This is a genomic window from Rhodococcus sp. 4CII, from assembly GCF_014256275.1.
In the GTDB taxonomy this organism is placed as follows: domain Bacteria; phylum Actinomycetota; class Actinomycetes; order Mycobacteriales; family Mycobacteriaceae; genus Rhodococcus_F; species Rhodococcus_F wratislaviensis_A.
Genome location: NZ_JACCFE010000005.1, coordinates 108,260 through 133,067 on the forward strand (window position 1 = coordinate 108,260; position 24,808 = coordinate 133,067).

Consider the following 24,808-nt stretch of genomic DNA (forward strand, 5'->3'; position numbering starts at 1 on the left):
TTGCAGTGAGTGATCCCAATCCTGAACCCGTTGCGTTGGCGACGGGCCACATGTTCGACCAGCCCCGCGCCGAGGCAGCGGTCCGCGAACTGTTGCTCGCCATCGGCGAGGACCCCGACCGCCCCGGACTGATCGACACGCCGGCCCGAGTCGCACGCTCATACCGCGAGGTGTTTGCCGGCCTCTACACCGACCCGGCCGAAGTCCTGGGCACGACCTTCGACGAGGGCCATCGCGAACTCGTCCTCGTGCGGGATATCCCGTTGTACTCCACGTGTGAGCACCATCTGGTGTCGTTCCACGGAGTCGCGCACGTCGGCTACATCCCGGGCTCTACCGGAAAGGTCACCGGACTGTCGAAAATCGCCCGCGTTGTCGACCTCTACGCGAAGCGCCCTCAGGTGCAAGAACGACTCACCAGCCAGGTCGCCGACGCCGTCATGCGCAAACTCAACCCGCGAGGCGCCATTGTCGTGATCGAGGCCGAGCACCTGTGCATGGCGATGCGCGGTATCCGCAAACCGGGGGCGAGTACGACCACGTCGGCAGTGCGGGGAACGCTGCAGTCCAGTGCCGCGTCGCGATCGGAGGCACTCGCCCTGATCCTGCGCAATTGATCGAGACCCGTCGCAGCGGTGTGCCGTCTCAGCGACGGCGAGCACACCCACTGTCGATCATTACGGGTCATCACGAATGGCCGGTAGAACCCTCGACGACACCGGCGGAATCAGTCGTTCCAAAACGTCGAGGCCGCCGTGCGTACCAGGTCGAGCTTCGCTGTCTGAATATCCGTTGTTAGGTCCGGATGTGACTCGACCATTGAGGCGAAACCGCACTGGGTCGAGAGAGCAAGTTGCTCCGGAGCGACGAACTTCGCTGCCTCGCGTAAGCGATCGAGGATCAGGTCTTCGCTCTCGACAATCGCCGTCTTCGTCGAAACGAGCCCAAGGACAACCACCTTGCCTGAGGGAGTGTGAGATAAAGGCTCGAAGGTGCCGGAACGATCGTCGTCATACTCGAGCAGGAAGCGGTCGAAACCATCGCAGCGAGTGAACAGAGCCGCTGACACAAAATCGTATCCGCCGGCGGCCATCCATCGGCCATTCCGATTACCGCGACACAGGTGGATGCCAAATTCGACTCCAGGCACGTCAGTGACAGAGTTCAACAGATCGAGCCCCTCCGTCAGGATTCGATCAATCGAAATATCCTGGCGCTCATACCAATCGCGGGTCTCCCGCTGGACAAGCGTGGCGATCTCCGGAGCATCAATGTGAATATACGTACAACCCAGTGCAGCCAGTTCACGAACTTCCTCGCGAATGATTGCTGCCGCGTCCGCAACCATGTCGAAGGCATCCCGGTAGGCGGACGTCGAATGGTTCGGGGACCACCGCAGCAACATCATCAAGGGACTGGGCAATGTCACCTTGAGGGACGTTCTGGCGCGCGCCCGTGCGTAGGCGAATTCCTCGGTCACCGCCGATCGACGAAGCCGCAGGCGCCCAGTGACCACAACGGGAAGTTCCTCTTCGACGGGGCCATCCGGGGTATACCACGTGCGGGTCACGCCGGGAACGTACTCCAGGCCGTCAACATTTTCAGTCAATGGCCCGGTGAAGATGCCGCGACGCAGTTCCCCGTCCGTTATCACGTCCATGCCCGCAGCCTCTTGTGCCGCGATGGCGATGTCGACTGCGCGATCCTCGATGACCTTGAACGCGGTCGCCGATAGTTGCCCGTCGGCCCGGGACCGGCGGGCGCGGACAAGAGGCGGTGGCCTCAGCAGCGAGCCCACAACTTCGGCCCTGATCGGTTGCGATGGCATACATTCCTCACGATGGCAGTGTGTGCGTGATTACATGACGGTATAGCGCGACGGCGTTCGCGGGCATCGACCCTACGGCCGGCGGTGAGCGGCGGGATGTATCCGTGCGTCTATGTCATTGGATGTAGAACCACGCCGATCACATTGTCAGCTATTGCTATCCGTGGGTCTGCAACTTCTCGAGATCCGCTTGAAGTTCCGCCGTGTCGAAGTAGTCCCGCCAATGAATGAGGCGGCCGTCCGCGATTTCGAGCACACCGGCCACCCGAATGGTCAAAAGAGGCGTTCCGTCCGCGGTACAGAAGTGATCGACGCGTTCGGTCAACACCTTGTTGCCGGAGGAGGACATCAAGACGTCCTCGACGCGCATGTGGTCAAAGGGAACAGGGAATGCGCGGGCGAACGCCACCGCTTCGTCCCTGCCCACCGTCCGCGCGAGGCCTACGTTTTCCCATACCGTCTGTTCGTCGAAGTACTTGTCGAACGAGGCCCAGAATTGCTTGGCAGTCGGGCCAAGTGAAGAGAAGTACTGTGCGACAGCTTCTTCGGAGGTGTTACCTGTATGAGGCATGATCTTCCTTCGTGGAAATCGAGTCCTGAAATTTGGTGGCCTACAACGGTGAACGCCAGAGGTATCCCCAGGGCAAAAGCTGGCCTGTCTCATCAGTGTTCTTTCGACATCGGCCCCGCAGCTCCGCGAATCCTCACGCTCGACAACTTCCGTAATGGAACTCACGGTAGGGCCCCTACCGCTGCAGAGCACCGTCCTAATGGCGGACGGCGACCAGAAAGATTGTCTCGAACCGACTACGTCATATGACGCAGAGTGTCTGGTGGACAAACACTCTCGACATCGTTGGACACTGTGGAAGGCGCCGAGCAGGACCTTGCATGCTGATAATCAGCATGATTGGAGCTATAGAAAACATAGGGCGGTGTATTGCTATGCTGCCGTGACGGAAGGCGAAGCCAGTGTCGCCACATCCACAATGCCGCAAACGAGCGCCCATCGGTCCCTGTAACAGTGCCATTCGCGTCGGTGCTACCAATGGCCCTTCCGAGAGGTTCACGATGACGACCACACCCGCCCCGGTGGACGCCCCTCGGTACCCTGCCCGCCATCGACCCGGGTGGCGACTCGGAGGGTGGCCACTGCGGTGGAAAATGGCGACGGTGGTGGCTGTTCCGCTGATGGTAGCGGTCGGTCTGGGAGCCATACGTGTGCACGAGAGCTTGAGTGCAGCCGACGATTTCGCGACAATCGCGGACCGGTTGACGATTATCCCGCTGTTGGTCGAACTGGACGCTGATGCTGCCGTCGTGACGGGCACACTCGCGCAACGCTCGATCACACCGGAGTTGATCGACAAGCTGGACCGATCCATTGCAGCGGTGGACCGCGTCTCCCCGGCGGTCCCCGCCGACTCGATCACGAATGTCGGGACCGCCCTCGCTGATGCGCAAGCGTTGAGCGCCCAGGCGAAACGGGGCCGAGCGACAACCCCGGCGCTCATCGAGCAACTCGCGTCCATCCGGGCGGCACTGTCCGGCGCGGTCTCAGCAATCACAGAGCCGATCGCCGATCCCGCCGTCGCACTCGAAACCAGACGTCTCGAAGACCTCTGGGCAGCCCAAAAACTGCTATCCGCGGAAGGGCTGTCCGTGGTGGCCGCGTCCGCGGTCCTCGCCGGCGAGTCCAGCGCCACACTGGAAGGTGAAAGCGCCGAACTACTCGCCGATCTGCGGACCGAGTCCGCCCTGATCGACCAGCTTGCCCAGCGCTATCCAACGGACGATCCGGCCGTGACGGCTCTGCGTGTGCGAGTGAATGACCGGATCGGACTCCAAGCGGATCTTCTGCGGCCGGACAAAACCGCACGGGCCTTGGCTGGGCTGAAGGATTCCCTTTTCGTCAGCATCGATGACTATTCGACGGCAGTTGCCAAGACGTCCGACGAGTTGGCGGACGCCGTGGCGAGGAAATCGGAGATCCTCCGCGCCGGAGCATGGCGCGACTCGGTGATCGTCGCGGCACTCCTGCTCGCCGCGATCCTGCTTGCCATAGTAGTTGCGAATTCGCTGCTCTCGCCCCTGCGCCGTCTGCGAAACGGCGCCCTCGACGTGGCGCACACAAGCTTGCCCGCCGCGGTCGAATGTCTCCGGACCGGGACCGATACGACCATCCCCGCGGTCAACCCTATCGACGTCCCGACTCACGAAGAAATCGGCCAAGTCGCTCGCGCCATTGACGACATGCACAGCCAGGCACTCCGTCTGGCAGGCCAGCAGGCCCAGCTGCGCCTGCAGATGAACAACGTCTTCGAAACACTGGCACGACGCAGCCGCTCGCTGATCGACCTGCAACTGGACATGATCGAACAACTCGAGTTCGAAGAACGCGACCCCAAGCGCCTCGACAACCTGTTCCGGCTCGACCACCTCGCCACACGAATGCGCCGCAACGGTGACAACCTGCTGATCCTTGCCGGCACCGACAACCGGCGTAGCCGTCCGGGGCCCATCCAGCTCGGCGACGCCCTACGAGCATCAATTTCAGAGGTGGAGAACTACCAGCGCGTACATATCGGTTCGGTACCACCGGTCACCCTAACCGGTCCGGGCGGGCGGGACCTCGTACACATCCTCGCCGAACTACTTGACAACGCACTGCACTTCTCTCCACCCGACAGCGCCGTAGCAACCAGATGCGGTCGCACCCGCGACGGTGCCCTCGTACTTGACATCATCGACCACGGAATCGGCATTTCGCCCGACGATCTCGACGAACTCAACCACCGGATCGCCTCCACCCCCGAGGTCACTGCTGACACCGCCCGCCGCATGGGCCTGTTCGTCGTCAGCGAACTCGCCGCCCGACACCGCATATCCGTAACTCTCACCCCAACGCTCGACCGCTCCCGTAACGCGGGAGTGACCGCAACGGTGCATATCCCTGCCGAAATCTTCACCGCTCCCCAAGAAGTCATTGTCAGTGCGGAGCTTGAATACGCTCACGATCGACCCATCCAGTCAAAACGAGACGACCACAGAGCCAACTATCAGACGAAAATCGGGACAACAGAGTCCACAAAGTACGAACGCACCACGCATACCCGCCAGGGGTCCGCTGATGAGGGCAGGCCGATCCCCGGGGTCCTTCCCCAGCGCCGACCTGGCGCGTCGAGAATCGCCACCGCTCCAGCACCGGACGAACCGGTATCGAACAACGCTCCACCCTCAACAGACACGTCTCCCAGGCATCTGCTCGACCCCACCCGGACAGCCACGTTCTTCAGAACCCGGGCACTGCCCGACGCCTCCGTCGGCGACCCGACAACGCACCCTCCGATCTTCGCCAGCATCGCTCCCGTGTGGCTCACCGATCCGACGAGCATCAACCGGCACCCGGAAAAGCGATGGACGACCGAGGCGGACGCCGGATGGGCAGCGGCCTACCGGGCCACCAACAGCGCTGCGGGCGGTGTCGGACCCAACGGACTACCGCAACGTGTTCCTGGACAGCGCCTGGTACCCGGCGGAGTCCGCGGACCAGACGGCTCGCGCATACGAGGTCGAACACCCGACGCTATCCGGGCGAACCTCAGTCGGCACCAGAAGGGTGTTCGAGCAGGCAGGGCGAACACAACTCCACACAGTAGGCACCCGGTCCATCATGAAAATCAGGAGGAAAGATGACCGATCGCGGGACATTGGATTGGCTGGTGTCTAATTTCGTCAGTGACGTTCCCCGAGTCACGCACGCCGTGCTGGTTTCGGCGGACGGTCTGCTGATGGCAGCGAGCGCACACCTGCCGCTCGATCGGGCCGAACAACTCGCCGCTGTAACGTCGGGACTCGCGAGCCTCTCCACCGGAGTATCAACACTGTTCGAAGGGGGCGGGGTGCTGCAGTCAGTCGTGGAAATGCACCACGGGTATCTGCTGCTGATGAGTGTCGGAGACGGCTCACAGTTGGCTGCACTGACAACATCTGAATGCGACATCGGACAAGTCGGATACGAAATGGCGGTCCTGGTCGAACGCGTCGGCACCGAGATCGCGGCGCTGCCTCGCTCGGTCACACGCTCATGACCGAGCCGAGACGTCCTGCGACCACCTCAATTCAGCTTTCGCGACCCACCTCGACCAATCGTGCCGCCTCGGCAAAAATCGTGATCGCAGGCGGGTTTGGCGTCGGGAAGACCACCCTCGTCGGGTCGGTGTCAGAGATCGTTCCGCTCCGCACCGAAGCGATGGTCACCGACGCCAGCACCGACGTGGACAACACCACGGTGATACCGCACAAAGTGTCAACCACCGTCGCGATGGATTTCGGTCGACTTACCCTCGCCGACGACCTGATCCTCTACCTCTTCGGGACTCCAGGCCAACAGCGATTTTGGTTCATGTGGGACGACCTTGTGCAGGGGGCGATCGGCGCAATCGTACTGATTGACACCCGAAGGTTTGACGAAAGTTTCGCCGCTGTCGACTATTTCGAATCCAGGGAGCTATCGTTCCTCATCGCTGTCAACGAATTCGCCGGCGCGCCGCAGTATCCGGCAGAGGCCATCCGCAGTGCCCTGGCAGTCTCCGCCCACGTCCCGATCACGTACGTTGACGCCCGCGACCGACTGTCGGTCAAGAACGCCCTCGTAGAGCTCGCAGCGCACGCGCTACAAACAAGCGGTTCCGCGAGGTGGTGAAGCACCGGTCGCTGCGTACGACCACGACGATGCTCTCGACTGCGCGAAGCAGTGACCAGACAACTTTGCCGTGTCCGACACTGCCGGCCCGCTGCAGGCAGACGAGACCGGTTGGGCGTGACGCGTCGCCCCTCGGATCCACGACTTCTCGAGGTGACACACCATGGTGCTAGCTACGGGCCCGGGCAACGACAGCCCGGATTCGGGTGCCAACCGGACGTCGCAGGCGTACCACGATCTGCGTGCCTTGATTCTCTCCGGTCAATATGAACCGGACTCACGCCTCACTGAATCGAAGCTGACCACGCAGCTCCAGGTTTCACGTGGGACGATCCGTTCGGTGCTCGCGCGCCTCGCGCAGGAGGGCTATGTCACCGCCGAGGCGAACCGCAGCGCCCGCACCCGCTCGTTCTCGGTGGACGAGGCGATCGAGATACTGGAGACCCGCGCGGTGCTGGAGGCGGCGCTGGCGGCGAAGGCCGCCGAACGCGCCACCGATGCGGACATCGCCGCGATGACCGAAACCTGTAAGCGCATGTGGGACTGGCAGAAACCGGGCGGGCGCGAGGAATACTGGAACCTCAACCGCAGGTTCCACGAACAGGTCAAACGCGCGGCGCGGCAGTCCACGCTCACCAGGTTCGTCGACAGCCTGCTCTACCCGCTCGTCATGCAGCAGTACCGCGACGCGGACCGCGAGAAGCCGCGGACCGACTCCGTCAGGGAACACGAGGCCATCCTCGCCGCGATCGTCACCCACAACCCGGAGGCCGCCGCGGCGGCGATGCGACACCATCTGTCGTCGGCCCGCGGGCACTTCTGCTGAAGTTCACCCCGCTCACCGAGTGAAATTCCTCGGCCCGCCACTACCTGGACTGCCAACAACCCTCCGCGACCACAACCGAGACTACCGACGGTCGCCACGCTCCGTCGTGGACTCTTGGGTTTAGGTCGGGCGGAGTGCGAGTTCCCGGTCCGCTTTGTGTGATTTCCTCCAGTCGCCGGCACCGTGCCGTTGCGGAGGCGTCGTGTAACACCGGCAGTTCGGTGTGCGTCACGCCTCACCGGTCGCGTCAGTCTTGTTTCGCGCCGGTAAGGCTCGAGCGTGACGGTCGGGCACTCCAGGAGTCGACGATTGGCATGGTGTCGGCGCTGGCAGTAGCTCTCCGATGGCCCTCACGGTGTCTCGCTTGAAGAACGCCGGGCCCAGGTCTGGTCGTTGAGCCGGGCCGCCCGGGCATTTTCCTGGGCGACTATGGCTTCCTGCCATTCCTGGTCGGTCACCGCGGCATGGTCGGGTCCGGTGGGGGTGGGACGCCGAGCTGCGCGGCGATTTGAGCCCAAGACATGTCCGCCACGAGGGCCTCGGCCACAGCCCGGGTGAGGAGATCGTCGGCCTGATCGCCACCGGAGGCGGAGTCAGGGCTGTCGGAGTCCACCACAGGTCTGCCCGACCAGGCCCGTCCGCTGGGCGCGGATTGATTCCATCATCCACCCGACTGTATCGGCCGCACCCAAAATGGAGCACACGCCACCTTCCCCAGCCGCGCATCGACGTACCTTCCTCGTGGGCCGTGCACTCTTTGGAGGTGCTCCAGGGGTGTGAGCTGGTGGTGCGTGAAACACCGTTGTTGCGCTCTCTATGACTCTCTAGTGACCACGGGGTGCGCCCAACTTAGAATCCGCGGCGGTGGGCGTGGCGCCGGGACCTCTGCCGTCGACGTGGCTAGGGTCGGGCTGGTGAGCGGCAGCGAGCGGGTGGTGATGTTCGACATCGACGGCGGGCTGGCGGACCTGTCGGCATTCGCCCACCTCCTGACCGGGCGCGCGCTGCTGTGCCGCATCGGTCAGCCGGGCAAATTCTGCCATGGGGGCCGCGTAAGCGCCGGGTAGCTCACGTGGTCGTGGGAATGGTGATCTGCTCTCTGCCGTCGATGCCAGAGAGGAGATAGTGCGGGCAGGTGAGCACCTGTCGTGGCACGGGAATCGCCTGCCGGTCGGTGTCGAGGTAGAGGCGGTAGGTGAGCTGCCCGTCTCGGTGGCCGCCGGTGTCCGGGTCGACGGCGCCGAGGAAGTATCCGTGCGAGGCGTTCGCGGTCGAGAAGATCGCGCGCGCCCACTCGGCGGGCTCGGCGGGCGGGGAGATACCGTGGCCGACCAGTCTCGGCGTCGAGGGTGTGCACGAGGACCGTGACCACGTACCCGGCCACGGCCGGAAACCACTCCTCAGCCGCGAGATCGAACGTCGCGATGGAGGTGTGGATCCGCAGCTCGATGTCCGTTCCGGTGCGCGCCGCCACTGTGATGAGGTGCGGATCTGCTGAGATGTCGACGGTGGCCAGAGACGGCAGCGTTTGGTCGGCGCTGGGGTTTTCGGTGCTTGCGGACATGAGGGCACGGGTACGGGGCCGCGGCGCCCCGGCCGACAGGGCGACAGGAGTACGCACCGCCCACGTCCGGACCGGCTGGATATTCCGCTGAACAGCAGAAACGACTTGTCCCCCTGAAGGAAGTAGTGGCACGCGTGCCGCACCGCCAGCCTTCGTCTCGACGTCACCGGGCGGCACAGTCCGGAGCACCGCACACCCCAGGGCAGGATGAGACCGTGAGCAACCGAACCGCAGCAGACCTCGAGCGTGTACTCGCCATGCTCACCTACGTACGCGACCGCCTCCGGGCGTCGGAGGGCAACGACTTCCGCATCCCGACCATGGCCGTCGACCAGGTTCTCGATGAGCGCAACAGCCTCGAACGGTCGCCGTGGGATCGGAACTGATTTCTATCCGTGCAGAGTCCGGGCATCGGGCACGGATGTTTCGGGTGGCTCGTAACGGGGGCCGAGCTGCTGCCGCCCGCGACGGAGTTATCGACGGCGTGGCATGAATTCGCTTCCGGTGACAGCCGGTCTGCGCCACACCCCTTGACGAAGGAAAGGACTCGGCCCCGCCTCGGTCGCCGGCACACACCATGACTTCATCGACTCGCGGAGCGAACAGCCCGACCGACACGACGACGACGGTGGAGGTGACCGGCGCCCGGCAGGGAACGGCCGAGCTGTTCGCCTTTCAGCTCGGGGTTGATGTGAAGGTGCGGACGGATGCCGATTTGGTGTTCTCGACAACCCCACCGCTGCCATAACGCAGGTTCATAACCCGTAATGGGATCGTAGATCCGTTGGGAAAGTATGGTAAATAGGTGTTGCTTCCGCTTGGGCTCCTCGCGGCCGTGATGGCGGCTCGAACACTTTCCCACCGTTATTCTGTGCCGGGCTGCGTTTCCCGTCATGGGAAGTCCCGAGACTTCGGTGCATGCCCGAACGCTCCGCCGCGTTGACCGCTAATCGACGGACCGATTGCAGCGCAACCATATTCGAACTTGTTATTCACGCGATGAATCAGGAAATGCCAGGCCTGGTTGGCCACCATAGTCCTGCAGTCCTCGGCACCGTCGACAGACGGTGCTCTGTGTTTGTCCTGCCGGGCGAAAGCGTGACGGCGCAGGTCCTCGGAAATCAGTGCGGCCCGCGTGTGATTGGTCGCCGTTTCGATCCGCTGGCGGTGAGAGGGCCGAAAGGCCGCTACTGTGTGCGTTCGACGATTGCCCGGACGAATAAGCAGAACAATGACCAATAAGGAGAACAGTATGGCGGTATCACCGAGGGGTTCCGAAGAATCGGCGAAGAAGACGACCAAGGAGATTCGTGAGTGGGCGATCGGGGCGGGCTTTAAGGTGTCCTCCCGCGGCCGGATTTCGGCCGAGATCGAGCAAGCCTTTCATGACGCTCAGGCGAAGAAGGCTCAGGTCAAACCGGCGGCGGCAAAGAAGACGGCTGTGAAGAGAACAATCGCGGAGACGACGGCTGCGAAGAAGCGGCCCGCAAAAAAGGTAGTCGAGGAAAAGGCCCCCGCGAAGAGAGCGGCGAGCAAGGCCCCAGCGCAGAAAACGACCAAGGAGATTCGCGAGTGGGCGATCGGGGAGGGCTTGGAAGTGTCCTCCCGCGGGCGGATCCCGGCCGAGATCGAGCAAGCCTTCGACGACGCTCAGATGCAGAAGGCTCAGGTCAAACCGGCGCCGGTAAAGAAGACGGCAGCGAAGAAGCCAGCCGCCAAGAGGACCGCCGCGGCAGCTCCGGTCAAGAGGGCAGCGGCGAGCAAAGCTCCGGCGGAGAAAAAGATAGGCGCGACGAAGGCGGCTGCGGAGAAGCCGGCCGGGAAGAAGGCGGCCGTGAAGAAGCCGGTCGCGGCGAAGGTGCCGGTGAAGAGGGGAGTGGAGGGTAGGGCTCCGATAAAGACGACGAACAAGGAGATTCGTGCGTGGGCGATCGCGGATGGCCGCGAGGTGTCGTCCCGCGGCCGGATTTCGGCCGAGATCGAGCAAGCCTTCCACGACGCTCAGGCGAAGAGGGCGCAGGTCAAACCGGCGCCGGTAAAGAAGACGGCCGCAAAGACGACAGCTGCCAAGAAGACGGCCGCAAAGAAGACGGCTGCGGTGGCGGCTCCGGTCAAGAGGGTAGCGGCGGGCAAGGCTCCGGCGGAGAAGACGGCCGAGAAGACGGCCGCAACAAAGACGGCCGCGACGACGAAGGCCGGGAAGGAAGCAGTCGCGTCAAAGGTAACTTCGGAGAAGACGGCCGTGAAGAAGTTGGTCGCGGCGGAGGCGCCGGTGAAGAGGGAAGTGGTGAGTAGGGCTCCGGCGAAGAAGTCTTCGAGGGAGATTCGTGAGTGGGCGATCGGGGCGGGTCATGAGGTGTCCTCCCGCGGCCGGATTTCGGTCGAGATCGAGCGAGCATTCCATGATGCTCAGGCCGCGATGCCGGTCGCGTGACTTGCAACATGGCCCTGATGTACAGCGTGGCCATTCTGCCGCGAAGGCTACGAGCCTGTGGGGACCGTGACCTGGGCGGTCGGAGGTTGTCCGCCGTCGCGGCATTGCAGGGGATGGGTGCGAGGTATCTCGGTGGACCTGACGTGACGATTCCCGCGCGGCTTTGTGGATCGGGAAGGCCGCATATGTGCGTTGGGGAACCGCCGGTGGCCGCGGTTGCCGGTCTCTGAGCACCTTTCGGTGACACGATGGGCGGGTGGGGAGACAGAGCGGGATCTTCGCCGGTTGTGGTTTGGTCGTCGGGGTGGTGGCGGTGGTGGTGTTCGCCGCGTTTACGTCGCGGCCGTACATGGTGGCGACGTCGTTGCAGCCGGGGTTGACTGATCCATCGGTTGTGGCGGTGGTCGTCCTCGTCGGCGCCGCGATGGCCGGGGCCGGTTGCGGGATGGTGCTGTGGCTGTCCGGGTGGCGGGTGGTGCGGGACGCGGCGAGTGCGGACGAACGCCGCCGTCGGCGCACCTTTTTGCTCGGCCGGACCGTCGCCGCGGCCCTGGCTGGTATCACCGTGGGGTTGTCGCCGATGCTGGTGTTGCTATATGCCGTGTTCACGGCCACCGTGGGCATCGCCGTGGAGTGGGCTGTGGTGTTGGTGCTCTACGCCGGCAGCGCGGTGCTGGCGTACGGGTGCGCACTGCTGGGTGTGTGGTGGGTGTTGGCCGGGTCGGGTGATGATCGGCGCGCGGGAACGGTGCGGATGCTGGCGGTGTTGCTTCCGGTCGGTGCGCTGGCGGCGACGGCCGCCGGTGTGGGCGCCGCTGGGCTGTTCGGGTATTCCACTGTGCCTGCGACGTTCGTGTGCGTCATCACGGTGGTGGCCGCCGTCTTGACGGCAACGGTGGCCCTGGCTCGGATGCTGACCCGGGACCGGGCTCCGGCCGCAGGTACCGGCACTGGGTGACCGCGCCTGTCTCATCGCGTCCTCGACCGCCCGCGACGTCGTCTCCGCGGCGGCCGAGGAACGGCGAGCATCCTCGGAGTGACGGACCAGAGCGTGCCTGGCTCCCCTCGAGAGTTATTCGGTGAAGGTTGCGGTTCGGTCAGGAACGGCCGTACCTCGAGCCATTCGTGGATGGGTTTCCCGCCGGCCCCGGGGGGCGACCGGGTTGTCATCGAGATCTGCACCCAGGGGCACGACTTCGCGCGGACGCGGGGCGACGTCCGCGACCTCGCGCCGCGCGCGGTCGCGGAACTCACCGAACTCGCCGACCTGCGTGTGCGATCGTGGCGGCGCCGCCGGTGCCGACGGTTAGGGTGCGGCGGCGCGTTGGCAGTTGGGGCAGTGGGTTTCGTCGGTGTGGGTCACGGCGATGTGGCGGGGAACGAGTGCGGCGAGGAGCCGCGGGTGGATGCGGGGGTGTGTCAGGGGGAGGTCCAATAGTTGTCCGGTGCGGTCGCGTGCGGTGGTGATGGCGTTGTCGCAGTCCCAGAGGGCGAGGGCGTGGTCGTCGTTGTAGGCGGTGCGGTAGCGGATGCCGTCGACTTTCGTTGCGGCGGGTTGGTCTTCGTAGATCGCCCTCGCCCATTGTTGGGTGAGGCCGCGGTGTTCGTTGCCGGCGGCGAGGGCGGGGAGCGCTCCGATCGCCAGTGCTGCTCCGGGGGTGGTGAGGTCGTAGGTGACGATGTCGCGGACCGGCTGGGCCTGGGTGATCCGCCAGTGCGGGCACAGGGCGGCGACCCCGGCCTCACCGAAGACTTCGCAGGCGCTGGTGGCGAGGTCGACGGCCAGGTACAACACCGCACGCCCCGCCGGGTCCATCGCCGGTGGGGTGGGGGTGTGGTGGTCGAAGCGGGCGAGTGGCCCGAATCGACGGAAGGTGATCCCGTTCGGGGTGAACCGATCCTGGTGGTAGATCCGGAACCACGACGACGTGGTGGTGGGGGCGGTGGGTGTCCAGGTCCAGCGATGATCCGCCGAGGGCAAGGGTCGTACCGGGGCGGGGAGGGGCTTTACCATCCGGCGGCGGTCAGGCCGGTCGCGACGGTGATGACGTGGGCGCTGTCGCGGGCCATCTCTTGAGCGGGGGTGCGGCCGGCGAAGGTGGTGTTGGGGCGGCTCATCCACCGCGAGAGGCTGACTTCACCGCCGGGGAACGCGCGGGTGAGGCGGTCGAGGTCGGGCAGGACCGGGTCGGCCCGGTCCGGGGTGAACTGCCAGGTCGGGAACCGCCACTCCCGCCCGTCCTTGAGCCCGATGAGCCGCCCGTCGGCGGCCATGTCGGACACCGTCTGCCTAGAGACGCCGAGAATGTCCGCGACCTGGGTGCGGGTGAACGAGGCGGCGAGTTGCTCGCGCCGCTGATCGACCTGCAACTGCAGGTTCTCCTCCTCCAGTGTCGCGGTCTGCGCCGGGGTCGGTGCCGGACCCCAGTCGTCGTCGGGGACGCTTGCGAGGTGACGGCCGGGGGCGGGCACCGGCAAGGAACCGGTGGGGGTGTTCGGGGCGGACTGCTCTTCCCGCAGGATCTGCGCGGCGATCTCGAGTGCCTCCACCTTGGTCTGAACGATCCGTGCCGGTGTTCGCGGTGTCGGGGTGGTGATGGTGAGTTCGGTGACCCGCGACCACGCGAGGGCGCCGCCGTCCTCGGCGACGGTCACCTTCCAGCCGCCGGCGCGGTGGCGGCGACCGGCGAGATGTCGCGGTGCCCGCACATACGGGGTGGTGTGCGGTGTGTGTCGACGTGTCCCGGGCATGGTGTACCTCCTCGCCCCATTGTACGGCTAATGCGGGATACGCGGGAAGCGCGGCCTTGGGTACAGGGTGCGGTAACGCTAGGGCCTGGATGCCGATATGTGACGTGAGTCACACATTTGGAGTTTGATTATGTCGTCACCGCAGCCGTACCCGGGCCCTCCCCAGTCCTACGTTGTCTCACCTCCGGTAAGCGGCATCTCTGGTCACCTGGCGGCTCTGGTTGCGGCGGCCGCCTCGAGTGTGGGCATCGTCATCGGCAGTTTCGGGCCGTGGGCGAGTTTCCTCGGTTTCGGGACCAGCGGGATCGATGGGGACGGCATCTTCACCCTGATTCTCGGGTTGGTCGGGGCCGCGGCGATCTTCACGTTGTGGGGGTGGGGCCGGTCCCGGTACGGACTCCGGTGGGTCGCGCCGGTCGTCGGCGTGCTCTGTCTCGTGGTGGCGATCGTGGACATCTTCGCCGTGACCTCGATGCGCGGTGAGCTGTTCGGTGAGCCGATCGGTGCCCGGGTCGGATGGGGCTTGTGGATGGTGACCCTCGGGTCGCTGGCGCTCTGCGTCACCGCGGCAATCGCGGCGGTTCAGATCGGGCAGCGCACCGTTCGGGGGCCACAGCCGTCCCCGCAGCCGGCAATCCCGAGCCCCGGTGGCCCACCGGGGTGGATGTGGGTGTTGGTCGGCGTCTTGGCGATCGCGGTGCTGGGTCTGATCGGGTACATCGCGATTGGTCCTCGACTCGTGGAGGCCGATCGCGCTGAACGCTCGGCTAGTTCGACGGAAACCGCCCCGACCTCACTGCGGGTCACCCTGAATCCAGGGTTGCCAGAAGTGGAACCGGTCGAGGCGCTGCCGTCCAGTGCCCGGCCGTGCCCGCCGCTGTTCACCGCCGCCGAATTCACGTCCTCGGCTGTCGGTACCGCCGTCACCTCGTGTGGATTCGCCGAAGAGGTTCGGCGCCAGTACCTGAATCAACCGCAGCGTGGACGACCCGTGACGATCGAGGCCGATAGCCCGGTCACCGGACAGCGGTACCCGATGGGCTGCGGCGGAGTCCGGGTGGTGACCTGCAGCGGAGGCAACAACGCGGTCGTCTATGTGTATTGACGTTGGGTGTATTGGTGTCGGCCGACGATGTTGCCTGCGGGTGTGCCCACCTGCAGGTCCCCGAGTGCGGGAACCACGCGTCGCCGGGTCCACTCGACCCAAAACGGTTGCCCGGCATCGGCGGAACTTTCTCATGCACGGCTGAGCAGGCTGAGCTTGTTCCCACGGTGGTCCGGGGTCCGCGATCAGCCGGTGAACGTTCTGCTGGTCAATTGCACTCGGGGCCGGTGATATACCCCTGTTCGCACCCGTACTGCAGCTGGATCTCCCCACTGGTCGGGTCTTCCCCACAAGCGAGACCGCATCGTTCGTACCCGTTGACGACCCCATCACCATTGCGGTCCTGGGAGGGATCGTAGGGATAGCCGGACGCACCGCTACCCGGATCCACCGTGCTGGCACATGCCGGATCCGTCGTCGAGGAGGATCCGTCGGCGTAGACCGCCACGCCCCCGTAATCGCAGTACTGCAGGACCGGCTCGGCCGGAGGAACGTAGGTGTCACATTCCGCTTCGTAGCCCACGGTTCCGTCCGAGTACAGGGCGGTGCCGGATTGGTAGACGGAGAGGCCACCGCACTCGAAGGTGACCGGTGGCGGTGGCGGCACCGCCACCGGTTCACTCGCCGGCGAGGGCGGCGGTGGGGCCGGTGACGAGGCAAGAGACGACGGCGCCGGCTCAGGTGTCTGGGGTGCGGTGTCCTCGGTGCCGCACGCCGTCAGGGCAAGAGCGCTGATCGACACGGTCGCGAAAAAGAAGTGCCTGAGATTCATCGGTGTTCTCGTTCAGTTGATCATCGCACAATATGGGGGAGCCGCTGGCGCCCTGATACCGCTCTCGTCCTGTCTATCGCCCCTATCCCCGGCGACGTTGCAGGTTCGCTCCAACGGAGTACCCCCACCGGGCGCAGCACCACACGGGCCGAAAAGCCGAGAAGCGATGGCGACCGCCCGCCGGGGATGGTTCAGCAGGAGGCGCCCGAGGTCACCGTGGAGACGCGGGTGCCGATCCATTGAGCGATCTGGGTGAGCATCGCTGCCGCATCGTTGAAGGATCCCGAGGGCGCTTCCGCCGCGATGGCCACGGCGAGTTGCCCGCTGCCGGTGGAGATGATGCCGAACTGACGGACGAGGTAGCGGCCTTGTTCGTCGGGTCCCCAACCGCCTTTGAAGGAAGTGGTGGGCAGGGTGCCCAGACCCCACCGCTGGTCGGCTTCGACGTCGTCCATGTACCCGAGGACTTGTGCGGCTTCGGTGTGGCACGGCAGAAATGAGGCGAATTGTGTTTGCGCGGCCAGTGACCATCCTGTCTGCCCGAAGGCGCTGTACTCGGGACGGGTTTTGCGTGATTCGACGACGGTGGCCGGGTCCCCGAACTGCTGCAGCACCGCTTGCACCTGGGTGGCGGCGACCGGGGGATCGCCGAGCGAGTCCCAGAGCTGTTCGGCGGCGGCGTTGTCGGATGCGGTGATGGCCTGGGCCACGGAGGTGAGTTGTCCGCTTCCCCCGGGTGCGGTCAGTGCTGCGATGGCTAGTGGGACTTTGATCGTCGACCACGCGGGCCCGGATTGAAGGGTGCCGGCCACGATCGATTGGCCGCCTCCGACGGGGGCAAGGGCGATTCCGGAGTCGCCGCCGAGCTGGGCGGCGAGGGTGTCGAATCCGGCCAGTGGACCCTGGCCGGCCGCGGCTGGGGGCGCCGCCGGGACGAGGGGCGTGGTGCTCTCCGGCGGGACGACCACGATCTGGGTGATCGTCTTGCCGGGACCCGTTCCCGCGTCACCGGAGCGTGGTGGAATGGTGCACGCCGACAGCGCTGCGGCGGCGACCGCCGCCGCAGCCAGCGCAGACAAAACCCGGCTAGAACACATAGACCACCGCGTTGTTCCCGCCGGTGCAGGTCACCACCTTCGACCCTGAGCAGCTCATCGTGTAGGTCTGGCCGGTGACCGGGCTGGTCGCGTTGACCGTGACGGTGCCGCCGCGCTGCGGTTGACTGACGTACTCGAACCGAACCTCTTCGGAGAACTCGCAGGAGGTGACGTTGCTGCCGACCGCCGAACTCGGGAACTCCGTGCTGGGGAAGACGCTCGCGCAGCGGGTGGAGTACGACGGGACGACTTCACTGCCGCCGCCCTGTGCCGGTGCCGGACCGGGGACCTGCGGTGCGGGGGAGGTGATGACCACGGTGTGGGTTCCGTCGCCGGCCTGGTTCGCGGCGTCGTTGACGATCATCGGCCACACCCAGATGTAGCCGATGATCCCCAGCAGTCCGAGGGTGAGAGCAACCAGTAGCACCCACATCCACGCCAACGATCGGGGTGGCTGCGGCGGCGGGGGCAGGTACATCGGATGCGGAGTCACGTAGGTCGGCGGGGGAGGAACGTTGGGCGCCGGCGGCGCAGGGTGCTCGGGCTCGTACCCAGGCTGCGAGTAGATCGGCTGGGTGTGCTGCGGATCGGTATCCCACGGTCGCGGCGGCTGAGGGGAGCTCATCAGGTAATTCCTTGGGGTGCTGGGTGCCGTGAACGCGTAGGGCAGTCGTGGGCAGGGGTGGTACAAAACAGGCGAGGGAATACAGCTGGCGTCGACTGACGCCTACTTCTCCAGCGATTTGAACGGGCAATTCGTTACAGATTCGGCGACCACAGATGGTTCCGGGTCGCCGCTCCGCGAACGAGAACCCGGGGAAACTATTGCGGCTCTTGTCGTCTCATCACCGATGGTTCATATCACGATTGACCGGAATGCTCTGTCGGTCATTCGACTGTATCTTCGGGGTGCAGATATCTGGCATGCGGTCTCACGGTCGAATCGACTTCTGCGCAGCATTCGGTACGAGACCTCGTCATGCGGTGACGTCGACTCGTCGTCCTCTCCGACATCACGGCGGGTCCGGCGCTGGTCGGTGCAAGCGGCACGACCGTTTCGCTTCGGTACGCATACCTCGTAGTATCGGACCGGGCGGTATCAGCGATCTCTCAGCGAACCCTCGGGGTCACTACTTCCAGCAAAGGATTCGCACGTCATGACGCAGCCTCCGCCTCCTGGACCGCCTCAGCAGCCGTACGGCCAGCAACCGTATCCGCAGCAGCCGGGACAGCCGTACCCGAACCAGTACGGGTACCCGCCCGCTCAGCCGCCGAAGAAGCGGACGAAGTGGCCGTGGATCCTCCTCGCGATCGTGGTCGTGTTCATCGCCGGAGTCGCCGGATGCACCGCACTGGTCGGTGGGGCGATCAACAGCGTGGACGAGGAGTCGAAGAAAGAGGTCGCTGTCACGTACGAAGTGACCGGCGAGGGCCAGGGCGCGATCGTCACCTACACGTCGGCCGACATGAACATGGCGCAGGAATCCGGCATTGCGCTGCCGTGGACGAAGGAAGTAACCGTCACGGGAATCATCAAGACAGCCAGCCTGACCGCGTCAAACGGCTTTGAGGACAGTGGCACGATCACCTGCCGGATCCTGGTTGACGGTGCCGTCGTCACAGAGAACACCTCTTCCGGTGTGGGGGCGACAGCGTCGTGCATCCAGGGGGACCTCGGCGGCAACTAGCCGCCCGCCAGTTCTTCTGTGCAACCGCGTAATCCGGTCGACCTCACCCATTTTCAGGAACTGCAGCCGAACACCCCCAGCTCCAATTCTGACGCGTGGGCGTCGAAACACCTCCGGCGCAGTAAGCGGTCGAGTCGATGCTCGCCAGCCGGGTTCGCGCTAGGTCGGGCTCGGGAGGAATAGAACTCGCTCACCGCGGTCGCGCACGCGGCAAGTCCCGCGTTCCCAAGCGTGGCGCCATCACCGATGGCGTCACGCTTCGGCAAGGGAGCAAGCCTCGACCCACGCGCCGGCCGTGGACGATCGCGCATACTTGGTCGCTGGATCACCAACAATACGAATGCTCTGGCGTCGTCGCCGGCGGTGCGCAAAGGGGGAGTACGGCATGGTCGACAGATCGCGGGCCGGCGAGAGGTTCGGCCCCTACCAACTACAGGCGTTGATCGCCAGAGGTGGTATGGGCGAGGTCTATCGGGCATACGACACGATCAAGGGCCGCACCGTGGCCCTGAAGCTCCTGCCTGGGGAGTTCGCGAAGAATCCCGGCTATCCGGCACGTTCCCGCCGGGAAGCGCACGCGGCTGCACGGCTGCAGGAACCGCACGTCATCCCGATTCATGATTGGGGTGAGATCGACGGTCTGCTGTACATCGACATGCGGCTCGTCGAAGGATCCGATCTGCGTACCCTGCTGAGCAGGGGCGGTCCGCTGCCGCCGGCACGGGCGGTGCGGATCGTCCTACAGATCGGCGCGGCACTCGACGCCGCGCACGGCGCCGGACTGGTCCACCGCGACGTCAAACCGGAAAACATCCTGATCACCGGCGACCAGGACAACGAGTTCGCCTACCTGGTCGACTTCGGTATCGCCAGCGACGCCTTGGCCACCCAATTGACCACCGCCGGCAGCATCATCGGCACCTACGCCTACATGGCGCCCGAACGGTTCGACGACGCGCCGGTGACCGGCAAATCCGATATCTACTCGCTGGCGTGCGTGCTGTACGAGTCATTGACCGGCGCCAAACCCTACCAAGCCAGCACGATCAGCGGTCTGATCAAGGCTCACCTCACATCCCCCGCACCGCGCGTCAGCACCACCATGCGGACCATCCCGGTGGGGTTCGACGCAGTAATCGCGCGCGGCATGGCCAAGGATCCCGCGGACCGCTACGACTCCGCCGGACAGTTCGCGAGCGCCGCACAATCCGCACTCACCCACCACGACCGCCACACCGCCCACACGATCGCGGAGACCACGCTACGACCGGCCACCGCACCACCGATCATCGAGCCAACCACCTTCGGCCCGGCACCGCCGGACCGCGAACACGCGGTACCACAACACCCGTGGCCCCCGCACCAACCGAAACCCTCGCATCTCGTGCCGATACTGCTGACGCTGCTCATCGTCGGTCTGCTCGCCGTGGGCGGTGTCGTCGCCTGGCTGGCCGTGAACCAAGGCACCTCCAGCGAGGCATCGCCGGCCCCCGGCGCCAGCACCACAACCGCCGCCCTACCGGCGCCGGCACTCCCACCCGTCGAGAGCCGTCCAGCACCCACCGCTCCAAGCGCCGAAACCCCGGTACCCGCGCCCACCCCACCGTCACCGGTGGCGGCGCGCCCCGGCGACCTCGGCCTGTCGATCCCCATCGCCCAACCGCGCTGCGACGGCACCGGCATCGTCGTAGTGGGGTCGGCGATTACACCGGGCCAATACGCCGAGGACGTCCAACGGTTCCTCGTCGCACACCCGGGCTCCTCCTACCTACGCACAGATCAAGCGTGTCCCTCCCTGCGGCAAGCGACGGACGAGGGCAATCCGATCTACGCGGTGTACAAAGCAGCAGGAAAATCAACAGAGGCGGTGTGCACCCTTGTGCGAACGCTAGGTGAGGATGCGTACGGCAAGTGGCTCGACCTCAATACCGATCCCACTTTCATAATCCCGTGCCCGTAAGAGGAATGATTAATGATGCTGTACGGCAACAATAATGGGCGTATAGAGCTCATTACGAAGGCAACCCATCACGTGACTCGTTGACGTTGTCCGTCGCCCGGCGAGTGGGTTTCACCTCAGAACCGGGCGCCGCGCTCGAAGCCCGGCAGAGTCTTGTGGCCGACCGGGTGCGGTCCGATGCGCGGTCCGGCGAGCGAAGGCACGGTCATGTGGCTGGTGTCGAAACTCCGGAATCTATGTTGTTACACAACAATTTCGGACTACCGCAAAGGTCGAGAGATCGATCGGAGACTGACCGCTGCGGTTAGGTGAACGGTAACGGTTCAGGACGCGGCGGCGACATACCTGACATGCCACTCACCCTCCGCCTGGCGGGGGTCGCGTTCCTCTGCGCTGCGCTCGCCGGCTGCGCCCCCAACGAGGTCTCCGACTCACCGCAGCCGACCAGCCCGAACACCAGTACCGTCGCCAGCGCAACGACCGTCGAACCCCCGCCTCCGTTACCACTACAAGCGACACTCGCGCCCACACCCGCCCTCGAGACGGAATCGGTCGAAGCGCCAGTTGTCGAGGAGCCCTACATCCTCGACTGTCAGATCGGGCTCGGCCCCATCGAGACCTACTGGTCGGACGGCACTGTCACCGGATACTCCGACTACTGCCAATCCGTCCACGACGAAGTTCTGCAGAACGAAGTCGACGCGAATACGCCGGTGTGTGACGGGACTGTCTGCCGATACCCGTCCGGTGCCACCATTCCCGACCCGAACGCGGTACCCGACGATCGATGCACAAACCAGATCAACTATGCGGGCGATCCTCGTTCGAACGCAGAGATCAACTCGATCGGCGCGCAGACCGGGCAGTGCCCTGCGCCGATCTCCTGAGATCCCGCAGTGAGACGGGTCCAATCCTGCGAGGAGCCTGCGTAGCGCACTGGCCTGATCGTCCAAGAGCCATTCGGACGGACTTCCCACCGCAACGCGTGTCGGCTCGAGGACCTCTCCTGGCTGGGCGTGGATAACGTCGAGTATCGAGGTGGAGTTGAGCAGGGGGCGCTTTGCGACCGAGAAGCCCGTGCGGAGCCGCGGTCGCACAAACCACGACCGCCCACCGCCGCCACGAAGTTGCCGTCCCCCGCACCGTCCCGCGCCATGACAAGGACGGGTCGACTGTGATCGGAGAGTTCACGTACTCCTGACCCGCACACGCCCGTCCGGTAGGCGCATCCCGGAGGAAACTAGGTCCCGCCACCGATTTAACGGTGACAGGACCTAGTGTCCCGCGTCAGAAATTCGGGAGATATATTTGGCGAGGGAATCGAGGATCTCCCCGGCGGTCTTGTGCCAGACGAACGGCTTCGGGTCGTCGTTCCAGGTCTTGATCCAGTTGCGAACGTCTTTCTCCAGTGCTGCAACGCTTTTGTGTACACCACGGCGGAGCAGCTGATCGGTCAGGAATGCGAACCATCGCTCGACCTGATTGATCCAGGAGGACCCGGTTGGGGTGAAGTGGACGTGAAAACGTGGGTGCTTGGCCAACCAGTCGCCCACTGCCGGCGTCTTGTGGGTGGCCAGGTTGTCGCAGACGAGATGCACGTCCAACTCGTCGGGGACGGCCTTGTCGATCGCGGTGAGGAACTTCTTGAACTCCACGGCCCGGTGACGTCGATGAATCTCGGAGATCACTGTGCCGTCGGCGATGTTGAATGCCGCGACTCCCCCAAGGACTACGTCCAGGGAGGTACCCCCAGGCTGGTGACGCCGCTGCGGGCGTAGTCATGACTGCGCCGTTCCGGCATGCCGGGCATCATCGGCAGCACCGGCTGGGAACGGTTTAATGCCTGCATCTGGCTCTTCTCGTCCACACAGAGGATAACGGCATGCTCGGGCGGATTATGGTAAAGGCCAACAACATCGACGACCTTGTCCACGAACTGCGGATCCGTGGAAAGCTTGAAACCGTCGGTCAGATGCGGTTTGAGTTCGAACTTGCGCCAGATCCGGCCGATCGTCGACGGTGACAGGCCGGTGCGCTTGGCCATCGAGGTACGCGACCAGTGCGTCGCATTGGCCGGGGTGGTTTCCAGTGTCGCGGTGACCACGTCTTCGACCCGGTCCAGCAAGATTGAGGGCGGACGACCCGGTCGAGGTTCGTCGACCAAGCCGTCGAGGCGTCGGTCGACGAAGCGCCCGCGCCATTTGTTGACCGTGTTAGCGGATATCCCCAGGTCTGCCGCGACTTGCTTGTTGGTCATCCCCGGCTCCGCGCAGGCCAACACGATCCGCGACCTCAGTGCCAACGATTGTGGGGTTTTCGCTCGCCGCGACCATCGAACGACTTGTTCGCGTTCGTTATCGGTCAACATCAACTCAGCCTTCGGGCGTCCGGTTCGAGGCATGCCTCAGGATATCAAGTTAAAGCACGAATTTATGGCGTACGACACTAGCGCAGCGCACGCGCGGTCTGCTCGGGTGGACGTCAGTCCCTGCCGAACAGGGCCTCGCGGAATCGCTGCCAACGCGTGCGCGGCGCCATTGCTGCGGCGATCACGGCGGCTTCCCTCTCAGTCGCTTCGGCCTTCGCCACCGCTGCAGCCTGAGCGTCGCGACGGTGCTGAGCGATCGCCTCGGTTCGGTCGTTCACGCTCCCGCGGGTGTTCTTCACCACCTTCTCGGCGAGGTCGATCAAGTCCGGGCTGGTCCAGAACGTCTGCGCGATGCGATTGGTCATCACCAGCGGTGACTCCTCGTCCCAGTCCCCGGTATCCGGATCTCGTATCAGCACCCCATTGAACAGGACATCTTCGGTGGCGAAACTGAAGGCCCAGCGCTCGACATCCGTGGGTTGCTCATCCTGGTACGTGAGGCGGTGAAACCGATCGGCTTCGCGGTCCCCATCGAGCGAGCGCCTCGTGTGCTCGACGAGCCGCCACTCCGGGTGCTCCGGCGTGACTTCGCCAAGCGATCCTCCGAACTCCTCGATCGTCTCTCGAACCTCTGCCAGTGATCCGAAGTACCCACCGACCAGTGGGTGCATCACTTCGTTGTAGTAGATGTCTGCCATTTGCAGCTCCCCTCTTCCCCTGACCACTGTGCCACGAAACACCTGATTCACGAACGAAGCGAAAAGCGGCGTGGCAGAGAAGAAACAGGGATCGGCAGCCTCTGGGTTGCTGCGGCTTCGTCGGCGACCGAGAGTCGTCACCGCCGATCACGCCACTTGATCCGGGCCGGCCGTATAGATCACCTGACTGTATCTGCAGGTACCGCAAAGCGACGGAATGTGCTGTGGGGTAGACGCTTCGGCTTGGAAGGTGCCCCGCGCACCGGGCGGGCACCATTCTCATCCGGTGCAGGGGTTTCAGTATCCGACGCCGGCGCACAGTTTCGGGTCGGTGATGTAGCCGGCTTCGCAGCCGTTGCGGGTTTGGATCTCGCCTGAGGTGGGTTCTTCGCCGCATCGGGTGCCGCATCGGTCGGCGCCGATGACTGGGCTTCCGTCGGGCCAGTAGCACCCGCTGTCGTAGCAGGAGTATCCGCGATCAGAGGTCGTACCCACGGGTGCGCGGTCGACGGCGTTGGGGTCGGGGTAGGAGCCGCCGGTGTGGGGGTTGCGGCAGATCACGCCGTCGCATTCGAAGGTGTTGGCTTCGCGTTCTTGGCGGAGGTGTTCCTCGCCGCCGAGCTGGTCGAAGCACCATTGCGAGAAGGTGAGGGTGCCGTCGCGGAACCATGCCGGTCCGGGTGTGCCTTCGAGGCATTCGACGACGTACGGCTGATCGTTGACCGGCTCGACGGGTACGTCGGTGGTGACTGGCGCGGCGGCTGGGGTCTCCGGAGGCGGGGGCGGTGCATCGACTGTGGTGGAGGCCGGGGCCGCGGTGGTCGTGGCCGGCGGTGTCGTGGTGGAGGACGACCCCGTCTGAGTCTGGCTTGTCTGGTCGCCGCTTCCGCATCCGGTCAGCATCAGGGCGCCGGCGAACACCCAGACCGCGAGGTGTCGTGTCATGGGGGTTCCTTCCGATGGTGAGGGCATCTCGTGGTTCGTCCGGGTGCGATGGTCTCTCGGTTTCAGG

Annotated in this window: 23 protein-coding genes and 2 pseudogenes; 14 read left to right on the top strand and 11 right to left on the bottom strand. The window is 64.9% G+C overall.

What is annotated here, in order from left to right; all coding sequences use genetic code 11:
- Positions 1-50 precede the first annotated feature (50 nt).
- Positions 51-617: a GTP cyclohydrolase I FolE gene (folE, locus tag H0B43_RS40080; RefSeq protein WP_080512524.1), complete on the top strand. Its 567-nt coding sequence runs from the start codon at positions 51-53 to the stop codon at positions 615-617.
- Between the two features lie 110 nt (positions 618-727).
- Here the strand turns inward: folE and H0B43_RS40085 are convergent, their stop codons facing one another.
- Positions 728-1,828 carry a cobalamin-independent methionine synthase II family protein gene (locus tag H0B43_RS40085; RefSeq protein WP_185730557.1) on the bottom strand — a complete coding sequence of 367 codons (1,101 nt, stop codon included), beginning with the start codon at positions 1,826-1,828 and terminating at the stop codon, positions 728-730.
- Between the two features lie 157 nt (positions 1,829-1,985).
- The gene (locus H0B43_RS40090; protein ID WP_185730558.1) at positions 1,986-2,399 is read right to left on the bottom strand and encodes a limonene-1,2-epoxide hydrolase family protein; all 414 of its coding nucleotides are present in this window, start codon (positions 2,397-2,399) and stop codon (positions 1,986-1,988) included.
- A gap of 1,091 nt (positions 2,400-3,490) precedes the next feature.
- Here H0B43_RS40090 and H0B43_RS40095 point away from each other — a divergent pair.
- The 5 genes from H0B43_RS40095 to H0B43_RS40120 all read left to right on the top strand — a co-directional run bounded on the left by H0B43_RS40095 (position 3,491) and on the right by H0B43_RS40120 (position 8,426).
- A complete protein-coding gene (locus tag H0B43_RS40095) occupies positions 3,491-5,524 on the top strand; it encodes an ATP-binding protein (RefSeq protein WP_312034149.1) in 2,034 nt (677 codons plus the stop codon).
- Positions 5,521-5,919: a roadblock/LC7 domain-containing protein gene (locus tag H0B43_RS40100; protein WP_185730560.1), complete on the top strand. Its 399-nt coding sequence runs from the start codon at positions 5,521-5,523 to the stop codon at positions 5,917-5,919. The genes H0B43_RS40095 and H0B43_RS40100 overlap by 4 nt, the downstream gene beginning before the upstream one ends.
- A gap of 29 nt (positions 5,920-5,948) precedes the next feature.
- The gene (locus tag H0B43_RS40105; protein ID WP_397517535.1) at positions 5,949-6,533 is read left to right on the top strand and encodes a GTP-binding protein; all 585 of its coding nucleotides are present in this window, start codon (positions 5,949-5,951) and stop codon (positions 6,531-6,533) included.
- 163 nt (positions 6,534-6,696) lie between these two features.
- Positions 6,697-7,359 (top strand): GntR family transcriptional regulator, encoded by a 663-nt coding sequence (locus tag H0B43_RS40110; protein WP_185730562.1) that lies wholly within the window; start codon positions 6,697-6,699, stop codon positions 7,357-7,359.
- 914 nt (positions 7,360-8,273) lie between these two features.
- Positions 8,274-8,426 (top strand): hypothetical protein, encoded by a 153-nt coding sequence (locus H0B43_RS40120; RefSeq protein WP_185730622.1) that lies wholly within the window; start codon positions 8,274-8,276, stop codon positions 8,424-8,426.
- 1 nt (position 8,427) lies between these two features.
- On the opposite strand, the pseudogene H0B43_RS42355 reads toward H0B43_RS40120, so the two are convergent.
- Positions 8,428-8,923, bottom strand: a pseudogene (locus H0B43_RS42355) (N-formylglutamate amidohydrolase).
- A 215-nt stretch (positions 8,924-9,138) separates the two neighbouring features.
- On the opposite strand from H0B43_RS42355, the gene H0B43_RS40130 reads away from it, so the two are divergent.
- The 4 genes from H0B43_RS40130 to H0B43_RS40150 all read left to right on the top strand — a co-directional run bounded on the left by H0B43_RS40130 (position 9,139) and on the right by H0B43_RS40150 (position 12,315).
- Complete coding sequence (locus tag H0B43_RS40130; RefSeq protein ID WP_185730564.1) at positions 9,139-9,309, top strand: hypothetical protein; 171 nt, start codon at positions 9,139-9,141, stop codon at positions 9,307-9,309.
- A gap of 532 nt (positions 9,310-9,841) precedes the next feature.
- Positions 9,842-10,165, top strand: a complete 324-nt coding sequence (locus tag H0B43_RS40140) for a hypothetical protein (protein WP_185730565.1) — start codon at positions 9,842-9,844, stop codon at positions 10,163-10,165.
- A gap of 10 nt (positions 10,166-10,175) precedes the next feature.
- A complete protein-coding gene (locus tag H0B43_RS40145; RefSeq protein WP_252190989.1) occupies positions 10,176-11,357 on the top strand; it encodes a histone-like nucleoid-structuring protein Lsr2 in 1,182 nt (393 codons plus the stop codon).
- Between the two features lie 256 nt (positions 11,358-11,613).
- Positions 11,614-12,315, top strand: coding sequence for a hypothetical protein (locus H0B43_RS40150; protein ID WP_185730567.1), 702 nt, complete (start codon positions 11,614-11,616; stop codon positions 12,313-12,315).
- A gap of 348 nt (positions 12,316-12,663) precedes the next feature.
- Here the strand turns inward: H0B43_RS40150 and H0B43_RS40155 are convergent, their stop codons facing one another.
- Positions 12,664-13,371, bottom strand: coding sequence for an RES family NAD+ phosphorylase (locus tag H0B43_RS40155; protein ID WP_252190389.1), 708 nt, complete (start codon positions 13,369-13,371; stop codon positions 12,664-12,666).
- On the bottom strand, positions 13,365-14,108 hold the full coding sequence (locus H0B43_RS40160; protein WP_185730568.1) for a helix-turn-helix domain-containing protein: 744 nt from the start codon (positions 14,106-14,108) through the stop codon (positions 13,365-13,367). Before H0B43_RS40160 ends, H0B43_RS40155 begins: the two co-directional genes overlap by 7 nt.
- Before the next feature lie 130 nt (positions 14,109-14,238).
- Here H0B43_RS40160 and H0B43_RS42360 point away from each other — a divergent pair, with 130 nt between their 5' ends.
- Positions 14,239-15,213, top strand: a complete 975-nt coding sequence (locus H0B43_RS42360) for a hypothetical protein (protein ID WP_252190390.1) — start codon at positions 14,239-14,241, stop codon at positions 15,211-15,213.
- A 208-nt stretch (positions 15,214-15,421) separates the two neighbouring features.
- On the opposite strand, the gene H0B43_RS42365 is transcribed toward H0B43_RS42360, so the two are convergent.
- The 3 genes from H0B43_RS42365 to H0B43_RS40180 all read right to left on the bottom strand — a co-directional run bounded on the left by H0B43_RS42365 (position 15,422) and on the right by H0B43_RS40180 (position 17,707).
- Positions 15,422-15,985: a hypothetical protein gene (locus H0B43_RS42365; protein WP_252190391.1), complete on the bottom strand. Its 564-nt coding sequence runs from the start codon at positions 15,983-15,985 to the stop codon at positions 15,422-15,424.
- Between the two features lie 191 nt (positions 15,986-16,176).
- Positions 16,177-17,064, bottom strand: a complete 888-nt coding sequence (locus tag H0B43_RS40175; RefSeq protein ID WP_252190392.1) for a class A beta-lactamase-related serine hydrolase — start codon at positions 17,062-17,064, stop codon at positions 16,177-16,179.
- 7 nt (positions 17,065-17,071) lie between these two features.
- Entirely contained in the window at positions 17,072-17,707 is a 636-nt protein-coding gene (locus tag H0B43_RS40180; protein WP_235214975.1) for a serine/threonine protein kinase, read from the bottom strand.
- A gap of 532 nt (positions 17,708-18,239) precedes the next feature.
- Between H0B43_RS40180 and H0B43_RS40185 the strand changes: the two genes are divergently transcribed.
- The 3 genes from H0B43_RS40185 (at position 18,240) to H0B43_RS40195 (ending at position 21,617) form a co-directional block, all read left to right on the top strand.
- Positions 18,240-18,770, top strand: coding sequence for an MmpS family transport accessory protein (locus tag H0B43_RS40185; protein ID WP_185730569.1), 531 nt, complete (start codon positions 18,240-18,242; stop codon positions 18,768-18,770).
- A 385-nt stretch (positions 18,771-19,155) separates the two neighbouring features.
- Positions 19,156-20,730 carry a serine/threonine-protein kinase gene (locus tag H0B43_RS40190; RefSeq protein WP_185730570.1) on the top strand — a complete coding sequence of 525 codons (1,575 nt, stop codon included), beginning with the start codon at positions 19,156-19,158 and terminating at the stop codon, positions 20,728-20,730.
- Positions 20,731-21,080: 350 nt separating this feature from the next.
- Positions 21,081-21,617, top strand: coding sequence for a hypothetical protein (locus tag H0B43_RS40195; RefSeq protein ID WP_185730623.1), 537 nt, complete (start codon positions 21,081-21,083; stop codon positions 21,615-21,617).
- Positions 21,618-22,004: 387 nt separating this feature from the next.
- Here H0B43_RS40195 and H0B43_RS40200 read toward each other — a convergent pair.
- From H0B43_RS40200 to H0B43_RS40210, 3 genes and pseudogenes are all read right to left on the bottom strand, one after another.
- Positions 22,005-23,131, bottom strand: a pseudogene (locus tag H0B43_RS40200) (IS630 family transposase).
- An 80-nt stretch (positions 23,132-23,211) separates the two neighbouring features.
- Positions 23,212-23,796, bottom strand: a complete 585-nt coding sequence (locus H0B43_RS40205; protein WP_037235860.1) for a hypothetical protein — start codon at positions 23,794-23,796, stop codon at positions 23,212-23,214.
- A gap of 297 nt (positions 23,797-24,093) precedes the next feature.
- Complete coding sequence (locus H0B43_RS40210; protein WP_185730571.1) at positions 24,094-24,741, bottom strand: hypothetical protein; 648 nt, start codon at positions 24,739-24,741, stop codon at positions 24,094-24,096.
- Positions 24,742-24,808 lie beyond the last annotated feature (67 nt).

Bases quoted from the DNA above. Each gene is read 5' to 3' on its own strand.
- H0B43_RS40085 (WP_185730557.1), bottom strand. From the start codon at position 1,828: ATGCCATCGCAACCGATCAGGGCCGAAGTTGTGGGCTCGCTGCTGAGG.
- H0B43_RS40110 (WP_185730562.1), top strand. From the start codon at position 6,697: ATGGTGCTAGCTACGGGCCCGGGCAACGACAGCCCGGATTCGGGTGCC.
- H0B43_RS40210 (WP_185730571.1), bottom strand. From the start codon at position 24,741: ATGACACGACACCTCGCGGTCTGGGTGTTCGCCGGCGCCCTGATGCTG.
- H0B43_RS40205 (WP_037235860.1), bottom strand. From the start codon at position 23,796: ATGGCAGACATCTACTACAACGAAGTGATGCACCCACTGGTCGGTGGG.
- H0B43_RS40180 (WP_235214975.1), bottom strand. From the start codon at position 17,707: ATGAGCTCCCCTCAGCCGCCGCGACCGTGGGATACCGATCCGCAGCAC.
- H0B43_RS40140 (WP_185730565.1), top strand. From the start codon at position 9,842: ATGCCCGAACGCTCCGCCGCGTTGACCGCTAATCGACGGACCGATTGC.
- H0B43_RS40160 (WP_185730568.1), bottom strand. From the start codon at position 14,108: ATGCCCGGGACACGTCGACACACACCGCACACCACCCCGTATGTGCGG.
- H0B43_RS40100 (WP_185730560.1), top strand. From the start codon at position 5,521: ATGACCGATCGCGGGACATTGGATTGGCTGGTGTCTAATTTCGTCAGT.
- H0B43_RS40155 (WP_252190389.1), bottom strand. From the start codon at position 13,371: ATGGTAAAGCCCCTCCCCGCCCCGGTACGACCCTTGCCCTCGGCGGAT.
- H0B43_RS40185 (WP_185730569.1), top strand. From the start codon at position 18,240: ATGACGCAGCCTCCGCCTCCTGGACCGCCTCAGCAGCCGTACGGCCAG.
- H0B43_RS40090 (WP_185730558.1), bottom strand. From the start codon at position 2,399: ATGCCTCATACAGGTAACACCTCCGAAGAAGCTGTCGCACAGTACTTC.
- H0B43_RS40190 (WP_185730570.1), top strand. From the start codon at position 19,156: ATGGTCGACAGATCGCGGGCCGGCGAGAGGTTCGGCCCCTACCAACTA.
- folE (WP_080512524.1), top strand. From the start codon at position 51: ATGTTCGACCAGCCCCGCGCCGAGGCAGCGGTCCGCGAACTGTTGCTC.
- H0B43_RS40195 (WP_185730623.1), top strand. From the start codon at position 21,081: ATGCCACTCACCCTCCGCCTGGCGGGGGTCGCGTTCCTCTGCGCTGCG.
- H0B43_RS42360 (WP_252190390.1), top strand. From the start codon at position 14,239: ATGTCGTCACCGCAGCCGTACCCGGGCCCTCCCCAGTCCTACGTTGTC.
- H0B43_RS40145 (WP_252190989.1), top strand. From the start codon at position 10,176: ATGGCGGTATCACCGAGGGGTTCCGAAGAATCGGCGAAGAAGACGACC.
- H0B43_RS42365 (WP_252190391.1), bottom strand. From the start codon at position 15,985: ATGAATCTCAGGCACTTCTTTTTCGCGACCGTGTCGATCAGCGCTCTT.